Raw genomic sequence first — 14,602 nt, 5'->3', positions numbered from 1 at the left:
CAAATTCAGTAGAAAGGAATGATGACCACTATGGCCCAACATCAACTTACCATCTAAGTTGCTAACAAGCCTCGCTCTAACGGCGTAGTTAGCTTTAAACAACTGACGATTCGTGAACGAATTCTTCGTTACCTATTAGGAAGTAAAAACCAAGTACTGGTAATTGCTCCTGGTCCAAGTGTTAAACAAATTCGCATCAAGGAGGAAAATACGCATGAGCAAGACTAAAGAATTTGTCGAAAACATCCGTGAACTTAGTGAATCCCTCGCACAATTAAATGAGACGATTCAAGATTTTCAAGACACCTTGGCAAATATCAATGCTGATGAAAGTGAGCAAGAGATTGAAGCACCAAAGCGTGACGTCCAAGCCGATAAAGAATTGATCCGCCAAAAACTAGCTGAAAAAGCTGCTGCTGGCAAAACTAAGGAAGTGCGGGACCTTCTTCATCAGTTCAAGGCCGAAAAGTTATCGGATGTCGATCCCAAAGACTATGAAGAACTTTACTACAGTATCGAGGCGTTAGATCATGCCTAGTCCAACTAAACATGCGCTTTTATCAGCTTCAAACGCCCACCGCTGGCTCAGCGCTCCGCCACTGCCAAGACTTGAGCAATACTTCCCGCATCCTACTTCAACTGCTGCCGCAGAAGGAACCGCCGCTCATGCTCTAGCCGAATACAAAGTCCACCGGGCTTTAGGTGATCTGAAGTTTCCACGGCCAGCTTCCGACTACCAGTGCGATGAAATGGAGCTACTCACCGACGATTACACTTCCTATATTATGGAACAATATACTAAAGCAAAAAAGTTTGCTAAGGATCCTTTGATCAAGGTCGAGCTGAAGCTAGACTTTTCCAAGTATGTTCCAGAAGGTTTTGGAACCGGCGACTGTGTCATTGTCAGTGACCACTTACTACACATTATCGACTTCAAGTACGGCAAAGGTGTAAAAGTAGTTGCTCGCGATAATCCACAGATGAAACTCTATGCACTTGGCGCTTTAGCGATGTTTGGCAATCTCTACAATATCGACGAGGTAGAAACTACTATCTTTCAACCCCGCATGGACAACATCAGTACCTGGTCTATCCCAGTCAAAGACCTGATGCACTGGGCCAATACTGAATTGAAGGAAAAAGCTGAGTTAGCTTTCATGGGTAAAGGCAGTGTCAGATATGGGCCTTGGTGTCAATTTTCAACCTGCAATGCAGTTCTAAGAGCGCGCTACGATTATCATCACAAGCTTGAACGTTTTCAGCTAGCTTCACCTCACCTTTTAACCGATGCGGAAGTTAGGGAAGTGCTTGAACACGTTGATGATCTCAATCGTTGGGCTCATGAAGTCAAAGCTTATGCTGCTGACTTAGCTATCAACCATGGCAAAATTTGGCCGGGTTTTAAATTAGTTGAAGGTCGCTCAATTCGCCACTACCGCGACGAAGACAAAGTCGCAGAAAAATTGCAGGCAGCCGGCTATACTGACATCTATCAGAAGAAACTACTACCAATTACTAAGTTAGAAAAACAACTGGGCAAGCAAAAGTTCGACCAACTTGTGGGTGATCAAGTCTACAAGCCATCCGGAAAACCTACGCTAGTAGCTGATGGCGATCCACGGCCAAACATTGCTAAATCTAACCCAGCTGATGAATTCAAGGAGGAACAATAATATGTCTCAAAATACTAAAGTTGTTACTGGAATCAATACTCGTCTTTCTTACGCTAACATCTGGGAGCCTAAGTCCATCAATGGCGGCAAGGAAAAATACTCTGTTAGCTTGATTATCCCTAAGTCTGACACTAAGACTGTAACTGCGATCGAAAAAGCCATTGATGTCGCAATTGAAGAAGGCATCGGTAAGTTTGGTGGCAAAAAGCCTAATAAGGCGGCCTTAAAACTGCCACTTCGCGATGGTGACCTGGAAAAAGATGATGTTAACTACAAGGATGCTTACTTCATTAATGCCAATTCGATCACCGCTCCACAAATTGTCGATAAACAAGTTCAACCAATTCTTGACCAAACTGAAGTCTACAGTGGTTGTTATGCGCGGGTTTCAATCAGCTTTTATGCTTTCAATACCAATGGTAATCGCGGAGTTGCTTGTGGTTTGGGCAATATCCAAAAAATCCGTGACGGTGAACCTTTAGGTGGTCATAGCAGTGCTAGTGATGACTTCACGGCAATTGGCGAGCAAAGCGAACCTGACTTTTTAGCTTAATAAGACTTAAGAGTAGCCAATGTGCTGCTCTTTTTTGAAAGGATGATTTTATGCATCAAATCTCGATTGATATTGAAACCTACTCTAGTGTCAACTTAGCTAAGAGTGGCGTTTATCCTTATGCTGCTAGTAGCTATTTTGAACTCTTACTATTTGGTTATTCAGTTGATTTTGGCCCAGTAGAAGTAATTGATCTAACCCAAGGTGAACAAATTCCAACAGAAATTTATCAAGCCCTCGATGATCCTCGGATTATCAAGTCAGCCTTCAACGCTCAGTTTGAACGCGTCTGTCTCTCCAGCTTTGTCGGACACCAATTAAATCCACAAGGTTGGCACTGTTCTAGGGTTTGGGCTGCGACATTGGGCTTGCCACTCTCACTTAAAGATGTCGGTGCAGTTCTGGGACTGGACAAACAGAAAATTACTGCGGGTAAAGAACTAGTGAAATATTTCTGCACGCCTTGCATGCCAACTAAAATTAACCAAGGTCGCACCCGGAATTTTCCCTACCATGCTCCAGATAAGTGGCAACTATTCAAGGAATATAACCAGCGTGACGTGGAAGTTGAAATGGCTATCTCACAAAAGCTCGGTTCTTATCTAGTCCCCCAATCAGAATGGGAACTCTACTGGATGGACCAACGGATCAACGACCGCGGGATTTTAATTGACCAAGAGCTAGTCGATAATGCCATCAAGTGTGACCAAACCTTCCGTAAGCAATACTTTGCTAAATCGCAAAAGATCACCGGCCTTGATAATCCTAACTCACCACTCCAGCTAAAGACTTGGCTGAACGAGCAAGGCATTCAGGTTGATTCCCTGGCTAAAGATGCGGTTGCCGACTTAGTAAAAACTAGCAGCGGCCAAGTTAAAGAGGTGCTCACCCTGCGCCAACTTCTGGCTAAATCTAGCATCAAGAAATACCAGGCCATGCAAAATGCTATGAGCGACGACCACCGAGTCCATGGTCTCCTGCAATTTTATGGAGCTACCCGCACAGGTCGCTGGGCTGGACGCTTGGTTCAAGTACAAAACTTGCCCCGCAACTCCCTACCAGAATTGCAAGCTGTCCGTAGCTTGGTCAAGCAAGGCAACTTTGAAACACTCGGGCTACTTTATGATTCCGTTCCCGATGTGCTTTCTCAACTCATCCGGACGGCTTTTATCCCTAAAGCTGGCTATTCATTTTACGTAGCCGATTTTTCAGCTGTTGAAGCGCGTGTGATTGCTTGGCTTTCTGGCGAAACATGGCGTCAAGAAGCCTTTGCGCAAAATAAAGACATTTACTGTGAATCTGCCAGTCAGATGTTTGGCATGCCGGTCGTTAAACATGGCATCAATGGCGAACTGCGTCAAAAAGGTAAGATTGCCGAACTAGCCCTTGGCTATGGGGGATCGGTTGGCGCTCTAAAGGCCATGGGAGCAACCAAGATGGGATTAACCGAAGACGAACTACCACCCTTAGTTACCATGTGGCGAGAGGCTAGTCCCAACATTGTGCAATTTTGGTGGGATGTCGATCAAGCGGCTAAAAACTGCATCCGTACTCACCTTCATACAAATACGCACGGAATGAACTTCAGCTACCAGGGCAACTGCCTTTTTATTCAGCTGCGCTCTGGTCGCAGGCTCTGTTATCCCCAGCCTAAGATTGGCCTTAACCGTTTTGGCAGTGAATCAATTACCTTCATGGGAATTAACACGGTCAAGAAGTGGGGCCGAATTGAAACTTACGGTGCTAAGCTGGTCGAAAATATCGTTCAAGCAACTAGTCGCGATTTACTAGCTTGGGCTATGTTTCGTTTGGAAAAAGCCGGCTACCCATCTGTCATGCATATCCACGATGAAACGGTAATTGAAGCCCCAAAAGGAAAGTCTCTCGATGAAATTATTGCCATCATGACTGAAACGCCAAGCTGGGCTAAAGGCTTAATTTTAAATGCGGCTGGCTTTGTTGGTGATTTTTATCAAAAAGATTAACTCAAATAGGTTTATTTTTCGCTCTCTTCTGGCTATTAGATGAGGGCGTTTTTTCTTGCCCCCAAATAGTAATTTTAGAAAGGATCTGAAACAAATGTCAGAAGAAATTCTTCAAGCTCCAGAAGCTATCAAAAAGCTGCGCATAGGGCGACCTAACCCAAATTACCGCCCATTAATTTTTGTGGCTGCACCTTTTAGCGAAGTAGTCAAAGGTGATAGAGAGGTTCTAACTCAAGTGCGGGATTATTGCCGTTATATCCACGAAGTTGGCGGGATTCCAATTTGCCCTCAGCTCTACTTTCCCCAGTTTGTTAACCTCCATCACTACCATGATTTTCAAGTGATGAACTTTCTTTGCTTAGTGCTATTAGCTAAGTGCGAAGAAGTCTGGTCTTTTGGCGTGCCGACTCGTGACATGAAGTTCTTCATCAAGAAGGCTTTTGCTAAAGATATCCCCGTTCGCTATTTCAATGAAGATATGGAGGCTTGGTAAAAATGAAGTTCACTCTTTCAGTTGCAACAGTTAGCGGCATTGCCAGCAACACCCATTATCAAAGTGTCCAAGAAATTAATTCTGCTTCAGATTTGCAAACGGCAGTTAAAAATGACCATGTTTGCGGACTTTTTAAAAATGGACAACGCTCGCTAGCTAATTTTCTTCAAGCTGACTGCTTGGTAATGGATTGTGATAATGACCACACCGAAGACCCAGGTGGCTGGATTAAACCCAGCGATCTATCAAATTACTTTGAAGACGTGGCTTACGCGATTACCTTTTCCCGTAACCACATGAAGGAAAAACATGGCAAAGCGGCTCGACCAAAGTTTCACGTGTATTTTCCTTATTTTGATGCTAATGCTTTAGATGCGGCTCGGTTTGTTTTTGGCACGCCTGCTACTAAAGTTGATTTGCATGAAGGCAGCTTAACGGTAGATCAGTTCATGATGAGCAAACGTTTCTTTGATCAAGCAGCTAACCAAATACCAGAAGGCAAGCGCAATGCCACCCTTTCTCATTTTGCTGGCCGAGTCATTATGCGGCTAGGTGCAACTGACCAGGCCTACCAAGCCTTTCTTGATGAAGCCGATAAGTGTGATCTACCATTACCTGATCAGGAACTCAACGCAATCTGGCACAGCGCTTTGAAGTTTGGCAAGAAGATGGCCGCCCGGCCTGGCTATGTGCCACCAGCTGAGTACAATCAGCCCGATGATACTCTACAACCCAGTGATTACTCTGATACCGGCGAAACTTACGTCTTTGTTGATAACTATAAGCAGCGAGTTTGTTACACCAGCCAATCGGGCTTCATGTGGTTTGATGGCAAGATTTGGCAGGAGTCAGAACCCTTAGCGTTAGGTGAAGTTCAACGCTTCACTGACAGGCAATTAAATGATGCTCAAATCCGCATTGAGCAAGCAAAGAAAGTCATCAATCAAAATGGGGTCAGTTTGCTGGTTAAAAACCTCGGGCGAGCTAAAGCCATTAAAGAATTAAACGATACCCAACTTCAAACCTTAAATGACTATGAACAAGCTATCCAATACCAAAAGTTCATCTTAAAAGAACGAAGTGTGCGCGGAATTAGTGGTGTATTAATTAACTCCCGGCCACTACTTAATAAAGAATTGAACGAGTTTGACGCGGATCCATTCTTGTTGAATACACCTGTTGGTCCATTCAATCTCAAAAAAGGAATGCGGGGCAAGCAAGATATTATGGCCAGTGAGTTGATTACTAAATCTACAAGTTGCGCTCCTAGTCCTCAAGGAATGGATGTCTGGCAAGAATCCCTGAATACTTTCTTTTGTAATGACCAGGGCTTAATTAATTATGTTCAAGAAATTGTCGGTTTAGTTGCCATTGGTCAAGTTTACCTTGAGGCCCTAATTATTGCTTATGGCGATGGTTGCAATGGTAAATCAACCTTTTGGAACACTATCGCTAGCGTTCTTGGCAGCTATACCGGCCATTTATCATCAGATGCTTTGACTGTTGGTGTCCGACGCAATGTTAAGCCTGAAATGGCAGAAGTAAAGGGCAAGCGACTCATTATCTCGGCTGAACTTGAAGAAGGTAAGCGGCTCAACACTTCTACCATCAAGCAGCTCTGTTCAACGGATGAAATCTATGCCGAAAAGAAATATATGAAACCCTTCTCCTTTACACCTAGCCACACGATTGTCCTCTATACCAACTACCTACCCCATGTTGGCGGTAATGATGACGGTATTTGGCGACGTTTAATCGTGATCCCCTTCAAGGCAAAAATCACTAGTCGCTCGGATATTAAAAACTACACAGCCTACTTAACCGAGCAAGCGGGGCCAGCAGTTTTGCAATGGATTATTGAGGGTGCACAGCGCATCATCCAGCAAAATTACCAGTTAAGCACCCCCAAAGTTGTAAAGCAGGCCATTCAAGATTATCACGCTGATAACGACTGGCTGGGACACTTCATTTCTGAAAAATGTGTGGTTGGCCATGATTATACGCAAAAGTCGGGAGAACTCTATCAAAAATACCGTGAATACTGTCAGGGTATTGGAGAATACACTAGAAGCACATCCGACTTTTACACGGCTCTAGAAAATGCCGGCTTTAAACGTCATCGCAAAAATAGCGGGGTCCTGGTTTATGGTTTATGTCTGAAAGCAGAAGACTTCCTCGACTAACACCGACCTGCACTTAATCATCATCAAGAATGTCTTTATATCAGCACTTTAACTTTACTGTGTATGTCGTGTTACTCTCTTCTATAACTTTATATAGAAGGTAAAAAGAGTAAATAAAATATATAGAAAGATAGGAAGATGACCATCACGACCAACACAGCTGGATGAAACTTAATTGAAAGGAGATCTTACAAATGCGAGAAAAACAAATTGAAGCAGCCTTTGTTAAAGACACCAAACAGCGCAGTGGCCTGTGCCTGAAGTTCACTTCACCATCGATGGCCGGAGTACCAGACCGAATTGTGCTCCTGCCACACGGTCTGATGGGCTTTGTCGAAATGAAAGCTCCCGGCAAACGCCCTCGCCCTCTGCAAGTTAACTGTATCAAGCAACTACAAGACTTGGGCTTTAAGGTCTTTGTCTGTGACAACTTAAATCAGATTGGAGGAATCCTGAATGAAATACAAAGCCCATCCTTACCAAGCCTACGCGACTAACTTTATCTTAGAACACCCCATTGCTGCGATTTTACTGGACATGGGTTTAGGCAAAAGCGTCATCACTTTAACCGCCATCAATCAACTCATCCAGCAAGGCCAGGTCCACAAGGTTTTAGTGATTGCACCATTGCGGGTGGCCAAAAGCACCTGGCCTGATGAGATCCAGAAATGGGACCACTTAAAAGGCCTCAGCTACTCAGTTGTAATTGGTTCCCCTGCCCAGCGCAAAGCTGCCCTACTAGCAGATACAGATCTATACATCATCAACCGCGAAAACGTGAAGTGGTTGGTAGAGGATTCTGGGGTTGCCTTTGACTTTGACATGTTAGTCATCGATGAATTATCAAGTTTCAAGTCTTACCAAGCTAAACGCTTTAGGAGCTTAATGAAAGTTCGCCCTCTTGTTAAACGTGTCGTCGGCTTAACTGGTACGCCGTCCAGCAATGGCTTGATGGATTTGTGGGCCGAATTCAAGGTGCTAGACATGGGGCAAAGATTAGGACGATACATCTCACATTATCGCGAGCGTTACTTTTTGCCAGACAAACGTAATCAATATGTGGTTTGGACCTATAAACCAAAGCCACACGCCGAAGAGGCTATCTATGATCAGATTAATGACATCACCATCTCCATGCGCAGTAAAGACTACTTGCAGATGCCGCCTTTAACCATGAATCAAGTCAAAGTAAAGTTAAGCCCCAGTGAACAAGCAGCCTATGATACTTTGAAAAATCAACTCATCGTAGAGGTCCAGCACCAACAAATCAATGCTTTAAATGCGGCATCGCTGGCCAATAAGCTCTCCCAGATGGCTAACGGCTGCGTCTACGATGAGGACAAACACCAGATTCTTATCCACCAGAGAAAGCTTGATGCCCTGGAAGATTTAATTGAAGGCGCTAATGGCAAGCCAGTCTTGATCGCCTATTGGTTCAAGCATGATTTGGTTCAGATTAAACAGCGCTTCAAGGTTCGTGAAATTAAAACCGCTGCCGACATTAAAGAATGGAATGAGGGTCGGATTCCTATCGGCATCATTCATCCAGCTGCTGCTGGTCACGGTTTAAACTTGCAAGCTGGTGGCTCCACCCTTATCTGGTTTGGCCTGACTTGGAGTCTAGAATTGTACCAGCAAACTAACGCTCGGCTTTGGCGCCAAGGACAAAAGGAGCCGGTTGTCATCCACCACTTAATTACCAGTGGCACGATCGATGAACAAATTATGCAGGCCTTAGCCAGAAAGGATAAGAGCCAGCTGGCCTTGATTGAAGCTGTCAAGGCAGAACTTAATGGAGGTAAGGAGCATGAACAACATTATGTGGAACTACTTGGATAAACGCAATGCGACCATCGCAGCTTTAAAAGACTACAACGATATGCGCTTCATCATTGATGATTATCAAAACCAGCGCAGCCATCTTCAAGATAAGATGTTAGGCATTACTAGCCCACAACCTAAATTAACAACTGGCAGAGCAAGTTTTGGCAATCATCAAGAAGATCATCTGATTGAAGGCCTGACAAAATTAGAACAGGCCAACGAACGCTACCAGGCAGCACTAGCCTACCTAAAGTGGTTTGAACCCGCCTGGCAAGAACTAACTGAAGATGAGCAGTGGTTGCTTGATGTCTGTTACCGAACACCTAACCAATCAGTAAACAAGGGACTATTACTTGTCAGTAACCACTTCTTCATTGCCAAGTCGACTGCTTACAACAAGAAAAATCAAGCCCTCGATCACCTGACGCTTTTTCTTTATGGCAGCCACCACTAAGTCGGTAAAAATCCGAACACTTTTCTTATCGAGCGGTGGTATACTAATAGTGTAAAGTAGTAGCTACTCGACTAGCCTAGTGGTTCTAAGCGACCACTGGGCTTTTATTATGCCCGCAGAAAGGAGGCTTGCTTATGCCTTACGCACCAAAGAAACCGTGTCGCTACCCTGGCTGCCCCCAGCTTACTCATCAAACTTACTGCAAGAAGCACACTCAAGTCATGAATCACAATTACAATCACTACCAACGACCAAAAACTCATCACCAACGCTACCACCGTGGTTGGCCCAAGATTCGTCAGCGCTACCTGCGCCTTCATCCTTTCTGCGAGATGTGTCGCTCGCAAGATCGCTTTACTAAGGCTACTGAAGTCCACCACGTCTTGCCACTTGAGCACGGTGGAACTAATGACTTCAAAAACTTAATGGCACTTTGTAAAGCCTGCCACTCACGCATCACCGCACAAATGGACGACCGCTGGCACCAAAAGAGGCGCGCTTATCACTATTAACTTAGGAAGGGGCCATTCAAATCCTTACAAAAAGGCGCCGTGGGAACGGGCGTGGGCCTTCGCGTACAAAAATTTGATTTCAAACGGGGTATTAACCCCCACCATTAGAGAGGAGGGATAACTTGGCTAAAGATGGTACTAATCGGGGTGGCGCAAGGGTCGGGGCTGGACGAAAACCTAAATCACTGCATGATAAGCTCGCTGACGGGCAAGAAGCAAATGTAATCGACCTGCCAGAACCCGCTAATCTTGAAGGTCATGTGATGCCTCCCGTTAAAAAGTACCTGAAGGCCGAGCAAAAAAGCGGGCTCGAATTTGATGCCGCAGACATCTTCAAAGAAACTTGGCAGTGGCTAGTTGATCGTGGCTGTGAACGACTAGTCAACACCCAGCTAATTGAGCAATACGCAGTCAGCGTCATTCGCTGGATTCAATGTGAAGAGTGTATCTCAAGGTTTGGCTTTCTAGCCCGCCACCCCACAACTGGCAATGCCATCGCTTCACCTTACGTGGCAATGAGCCGGGATTACATGAAGCAATCTAGTCAGCTTTGGTTTCAGATTTTTCAAGTGGTCAAAGAAAACAACGCGGCCGCTTATCAAGGCACTACTCCTCAAGATGATGTGATGGAGCGGCTATTAAGAACCCGGAAAGGAAAATACTAATGCAAATTATCAAACAAAAGATCAATAAACTAATCCCTGCAGACTATAATCCTCGTAAAGATTTAAAGCCTGGGGATCCAGAATTTGAAAAACTAAAACGCTCAATTCACGAATTTGGCTATGTTGACCCAATCATCTGGAATAAACAAACCGGCTACGTCATTGGTGGTCACCAACGCTTGAAAATCCTTCAAGACGAAGGTCTTACTGAAGTCGACTGTGTAGTTGTTGACTTTGATGAAGCCAAAGAAAAGGCCCTCAACGTTGCTTTAAATAAAATCAGTGGTGCCTGGGATCAAGCCAAACTTGGCCTCTTAATCTCTGATTTAGAAGCATCTGCCTTTGATGTTTCCCTAACTGGTTTTGACGAAAGTGAAATTGCCGACCTGCTAGAAACTGATAGCAACACTAAGGATGACAATTTCGATGTTGATGCTGAATTAAAGCAGCCCACCTTTTCTCAAGCTGGGGACATTTGGCATCTTGGTCGCCACACCCTATTTTGCGGTGATGCGACTGAAGCAGAATCCTACCAAAAGTTGCTCGGTAAAACGCAGGTTAACTTGGTTCTTACTGACCCACCCTATAACGTCGACTACCAAAGCAAAGCTGGCAAGATCAAAAATGACCATCAAGCCAGTGACAAGTTCTATCAATTTCTTCTGGCTGCCTTTCAAAATATGAATCAAGCTATGGCCGATGATGCCAGCATCTATGTTTTCCATGCCGATACGGAAGGATTAAACTTCCGTCGCGCTTTTCAAGATGCTGGCTTTTATTTATCTGGTTGCTGCATCTGGAAGAAGCAATCTTTAGTTTTAGGTCGCTCGCCTTACCAGTGGCAACACGAACCCGTTCTTTATGGCTGGAAGAAAACTGGTAAACACGAATGGTACACTGGCCGCAAGGAATCAACCATCTGGGAGTTCAATAAACCTAAGCAAAGCAAGGAACACCCAACCATGAAGCCAATTTCACTTTTGGCCTATCCAATCATGAACTCAACCATGACCAACTGCACGGTCCTTGATCCCTTTGGCGGCTCTGGTTCAAGCTTAATTGCTTGTGAACAAACCAAGCGCACCTGCTTCATGATGGAGCTAGATGAAAAATACTGCGATGTCATTGTCAAACGCTACATCGAGCAAGTTGGCTCTGTTCAAGATGTATCTGTGGAGCGAGATGGGAAAACAATCCCCTACTCTGAAGTGGTAAAGCGTGATAAATAACTCGCTAAATCCTTGCTATCTGTGCCTTTCAGAGTGATATATACAGTACCAAAACGAAAGAGAGGTACAGAAAATGATTATTAACTTTGGTGTAACAGGTAAAAACCGCAAGCAATTAGTCACGGCCATTGCCAACTTCACAAACTGCAAGGCCGAATACCAATACACACCAACCTACGCTTATAAGATTGGTCCCTACACTGTCACCCAAAATGGTGAATTGGTGTACCAGGAGGAAAACATCCAGCCCTTATTAATAGCCTTGGCAAAGCAAGGATTTAATCCTAAAGATGACAAAATCAACCTAAAGCTCAGCTATAACCGCCAGAATTTTGATGAATCTTCTCTCGACCATTTGCGCCAGCTAATCTGGGCTAAGGGCAACTTAATCAAAGAAGTCCTTACCATTGATAGCTTGCCGCTAGAGGTAACGGACGAAAAAGTGAGCTTAGACTGGTTTAAGGAAATCGAGCCAAAAGAAGCTCAGGCTTATCAGCTCTTTTTAAATCACCTGGTTGATTACGCCAAAAAACGAACCCGTGTGATTACGCAACCGCGCGAATACGAAAATCCGCGCTATGCTTTCCGCTGTTTTCTCCTTCAGCTTGGCTTCATCGGGCCTAAGTATAAGGAAGCAAGAAAGATTCTACTGAGTAAGCTTCATGGATCATGTGAATTTAGGAAGGGGGCCACTAACCATGCGTAGAATTGAAGATGAATTAGCTAAGCGCGACCGGATTCGCAAGCAAGTCTTAACCATCAGAGATACTGGCGAAGTAAACATGTTTGATGTGCCAAATGTTGAGCGCTTAGCCTATTACTACAACTGCCACGACCTTATCGAGTACATTCATGAAGATCGAGCCGGATATTTAAACTTAATCATGACAGGAAAATTCAATTAACCAACTAAGGCATTGACCACTATAGTTAGTGCCTTTTTAGCTACCCGAAAGGATGTGATCCCTCTTTGAATAAACTCAAGAATTATCAGCCTAGCCGCTTTATGACTAAAGATTCTACTTACGACAAGGATGCCGCTGACTTTGCGGTTTCCTTTATCGAGTGCCTTTGTCACACTAAGGGCACCTGGGCCGGGAAGCCTTTCGAATTAATCGACTGGCAAGAACAAATCATTCGTGACCTTTTTGGTATTTTGAAACCCAATGGCTACCGCCAATTCAACACAGCCTATGTAGAAATTCCTAAAAAGCAAGGTAAATCTGAACTCGCTGCCGCTGTTGCCCTATTGCTTTGTTGTGCAGACGGCGAAGAGCGAGCTGAAGTCTATGGTTGCGCCGCTGATCGCCAACAAGCTGCCATTGTCTTTGATGTTGCGGCTGACATGGTGCGGATGAATCCAGCCTTAAAGAAGCGCTGTAAGATCCTCGCCTCGCAAAAACGGCTGATCTATGAACCAACCAACAGCTTCTACCAAGTCCTCTCAGCGGATGCCTACTCCAAGCACGGCTTCAATGTTTCAGGAGTAATCTTTGATGAGCTGCATACCCAGCCAAACCGTAAGTTATATGACGTGATGACTAAAGGCTCCGGTGATGCCAGAACTCAACCCCTTTACTTTTTGATTACCACTGCTGGAACCGATGAGCATTCCATTTGTTATCAAGTTCATCAAAAGGCGCTCGACATCATGGAAGGCCGCAAGCATGACCCGCGATTTTACCCGGTTATCTATGGGGCTGATCGCGAAGAAGACTGGTCAGATCCAGAAGTATGGAAAAAGGCCAATCCCTCTTTAGGGGTTACCGTAGCCATGGAAAAGGTAAAAGATGCCTATAATTCGGCTAAAGAAAACCCGGCAGAAGAGAATACTTTCCGCCAGCTGCGCTTAAAACAAGATGTCCGCTGGATGCCAATGGACAAATGGGACGCGTGTGCTTTTCCAGTTGATCCAAATCAATTGCGGGGACGACCTTGTTATGGCGGGCTTGACTTATCATCGACAACCGACATCACGGCTTTTGTCTTAGTCTTTCCGCCACTTGATGACAGTGAAGGCTTCACCCTGCTGCCCTACTTCTGGATTCCAGAAGATAATATTGATTTGCGAGTCCGGCGAGATCATGTTCCTTATGATATTTGGAAACAACAAGGCTTCTTGCAAACAACAGAAGGCAATGTTGTCCATTACGGCTACATCGAGCACATTATTGAAGAACTGGGAAAGAAGTACAACATCCGAGAAATTGCCTTTGACCGTTGGGGCGCTGTAGAAATGGTTCAGAACCTCGAAGGTATGGGTTTTACTGTGGTTCCCTTTGGCCAGGGCTTCAAGGATATGACCCCGCCAACTAAAGAACTGATGCGCTTAACCTTAGAAAAGAAAATCGCTCACGGTGGTCAGCCGGTTCTGCGCTGGATGATGAATAACATCTACATTCGCACTGATCCAGCCGGCAATATTAAGCCTGACAAAGCCAAGTCAACTGAGAAGATTGATGGCGTTGTCGCTACTATCATGGGGCTTGATCGCGCTATCCGCAATGAAGGCGGTGATGGAGATTCTGTTTATGACAATCGCGGATTATTGTTGATATAATGATTCAAGAAAGCGAGGAAGATTGTTATGAACCATGAGCAAGGCAAAGCGCCAATTGATATCTCATTACTAACCAAAGAACAATTTGATAATGAGATTCAAAAAGGTTTCTCCGATTTTGAGAACGGAAGAACTTTCACTGCTGAACAAGTACAAGCACAGCTACTTAAACATGAAAACGATAACTAATAAACACTAAGGCATCGACTTTTAGCGGGTCGGTGCTTTTATTATGCTCCGATTCAAAAAGGCTATACCACATGTAGTAGTACAGCCTTAAATTCTGTGTAGTCTCTTTAATCTCAGCAGGATTACTAACAACTATCTCCTTAGCCATTAACCATCCAGTCGTGAAACTCAGGATGTTTTTCAGGATCATAGTGACCATTCTCATCTATTTCAATATCTTCAACTGGAAAATTTTTGAGTAGCTCTGCCCAATCTTCTGCTGTTGGAATTTTATCCATAAAT

At 44.5% G+C, this 14,602-nt stretch carries 17 protein-coding genes; 16 read left to right on the top strand and 1 reads right to left on the bottom strand.

What is annotated here, in order from left to right; genetic code table 11:
* The first annotated feature begins 214 nt into the window (after positions 1–214).
* From AC1EKL_RS03605 to AC1EKL_RS03530, 16 genes are all read left to right on the top strand, one after another.
* A complete protein-coding gene (locus AC1EKL_RS03605; RefSeq protein ID WP_480188269.1) occupies positions 215–538 on the top strand; it encodes a hypothetical protein in 324 nt (107 codons plus the stop codon).
* Positions 531–1,673, top strand: a complete 1,143-nt coding sequence (locus AC1EKL_RS03600; RefSeq protein WP_480188270.1) for a DUF2800 domain-containing protein — start codon at positions 531–533, stop codon at positions 1,671–1,673. Before AC1EKL_RS03605 ends, AC1EKL_RS03600 begins: the two co-directional genes overlap by 8 nt.
* Complete coding sequence (locus AC1EKL_RS03595) at positions 1,651–2,226, top strand: DUF2815 family protein (protein ID WP_480188479.1); 576 nt, start codon at positions 1,651–1,653, stop codon at positions 2,224–2,226. Before AC1EKL_RS03600 ends, AC1EKL_RS03595 begins: the two co-directional genes overlap by 23 nt.
* A 50-nt stretch (positions 2,227–2,276) precedes the next feature.
* Complete coding sequence (locus tag AC1EKL_RS03590) at positions 2,277–4,211, top strand: DNA polymerase (protein ID WP_480188271.1); 1,935 nt, start codon at positions 2,277–2,279, stop codon at positions 4,209–4,211.
* A gap of 94 nt (positions 4,212–4,305) precedes the next feature.
* Complete coding sequence (locus AC1EKL_RS03585; protein WP_087449017.1) at positions 4,306–4,704, top strand: DUF7768 domain-containing protein; 399 nt, start codon at positions 4,306–4,308, stop codon at positions 4,702–4,704.
* Positions 4,705–4,706: 2 nt separating this feature from the next.
* Positions 4,707–6,887: a phage/plasmid primase, P4 family gene (locus AC1EKL_RS03580; protein ID WP_480190200.1), complete on the top strand. Its 2,181-nt coding sequence runs from the start codon at positions 4,707–4,709 to the stop codon at positions 6,885–6,887.
* Positions 6,888–7,081: 194 nt separating this feature from the next.
* Positions 7,082–7,384 carry a VRR-NUC domain-containing protein gene (locus AC1EKL_RS03575; protein ID WP_480188273.1) on the top strand — a complete coding sequence of 101 codons (303 nt, stop codon included), beginning with the start codon at positions 7,082–7,084 and terminating at the stop codon, positions 7,382–7,384.
* Positions 7,344–8,726 (top strand): SNF2-related protein, encoded by a 1,383-nt coding sequence (locus AC1EKL_RS03570; protein WP_480188274.1) that lies wholly within the window; start codon positions 7,344–7,346, stop codon positions 8,724–8,726. The genes AC1EKL_RS03575 and AC1EKL_RS03570 overlap by 41 nt, the downstream gene beginning before the upstream one ends.
* Positions 8,695–9,165, top strand: a complete 471-nt coding sequence (locus AC1EKL_RS03565; protein ID WP_480188275.1) for a restriction endonuclease — start codon at positions 8,695–8,697, stop codon at positions 9,163–9,165. The genes AC1EKL_RS03570 and AC1EKL_RS03565 overlap by 32 nt, the downstream gene beginning before the upstream one ends.
* Positions 9,166–9,299: 134 nt before the next feature.
* Positions 9,300–9,677, top strand: coding sequence for an HNH endonuclease (locus AC1EKL_RS03560; protein WP_480188276.1), 378 nt, complete (start codon positions 9,300–9,302; stop codon positions 9,675–9,677).
* Between the two features lie 122 nt (positions 9,678–9,799).
* Positions 9,800–10,342 (top strand): P27 family phage terminase small subunit, encoded by a 543-nt coding sequence (locus tag AC1EKL_RS03555; protein ID WP_480188277.1) that lies wholly within the window; start codon positions 9,800–9,802, stop codon positions 10,340–10,342.
* The gene (locus AC1EKL_RS03550) at positions 10,342–11,571 is read left to right on the top strand and encodes a site-specific DNA-methyltransferase (RefSeq protein WP_480188278.1); all 1,230 of its coding nucleotides are present in this window, start codon (positions 10,342–10,344) and stop codon (positions 11,569–11,571) included. The genes AC1EKL_RS03555 and AC1EKL_RS03550 overlap by 1 nt, the downstream gene beginning before the upstream one ends.
* Positions 11,572–11,644: 73 nt before the next feature.
* A complete protein-coding gene (locus AC1EKL_RS03545; RefSeq protein ID WP_480188279.1) occupies positions 11,645–12,277 on the top strand; it encodes a hypothetical protein in 633 nt (210 codons plus the stop codon).
* The gene (locus tag AC1EKL_RS03540; protein ID WP_003672638.1) at positions 12,270–12,476 is read left to right on the top strand and encodes a DUF5049 domain-containing protein; all 207 of its coding nucleotides are present in this window, start codon (positions 12,270–12,272) and stop codon (positions 12,474–12,476) included. Before AC1EKL_RS03545 ends, AC1EKL_RS03540 begins: the two co-directional genes overlap by 8 nt.
* Positions 12,477–12,541: 65 nt before the next feature.
* Positions 12,542–14,131 carry a terminase large subunit gene (locus tag AC1EKL_RS03535; protein WP_480188280.1) on the top strand — a complete coding sequence of 530 codons (1,590 nt, stop codon included), beginning with the start codon at positions 12,542–12,544 and terminating at the stop codon, positions 14,129–14,131.
* Positions 14,132–14,158: 27 nt separating this feature from the next.
* Positions 14,159–14,320 carry a hypothetical protein gene (locus tag AC1EKL_RS03530; protein ID WP_003672640.1) on the top strand — a complete coding sequence of 54 codons (162 nt, stop codon included), beginning with the start codon at positions 14,159–14,161 and terminating at the stop codon, positions 14,318–14,320.
* Positions 14,321–14,460: 140 nt separating this feature from the next.
* Here AC1EKL_RS03530 and AC1EKL_RS03525 read toward each other — a convergent pair whose 3' ends face one another.
* On the bottom strand, positions 14,461–14,598 hold the full coding sequence (locus tag AC1EKL_RS03525; RefSeq protein WP_239460495.1) for an AbrB family transcriptional regulator: 138 nt from the start codon (positions 14,596–14,598) through the stop codon (positions 14,461–14,463).
* Between the last annotated feature and the right edge of the window lie 4 nt (positions 14,599–14,602).

Source organism: Limosilactobacillus sp. C0001E2 (genome assembly GCF_056590915.1).
Note: the sequence above shows the minus strand (reverse complement) of the source record. Positions and strands in the feature narration are given on the sequence as shown.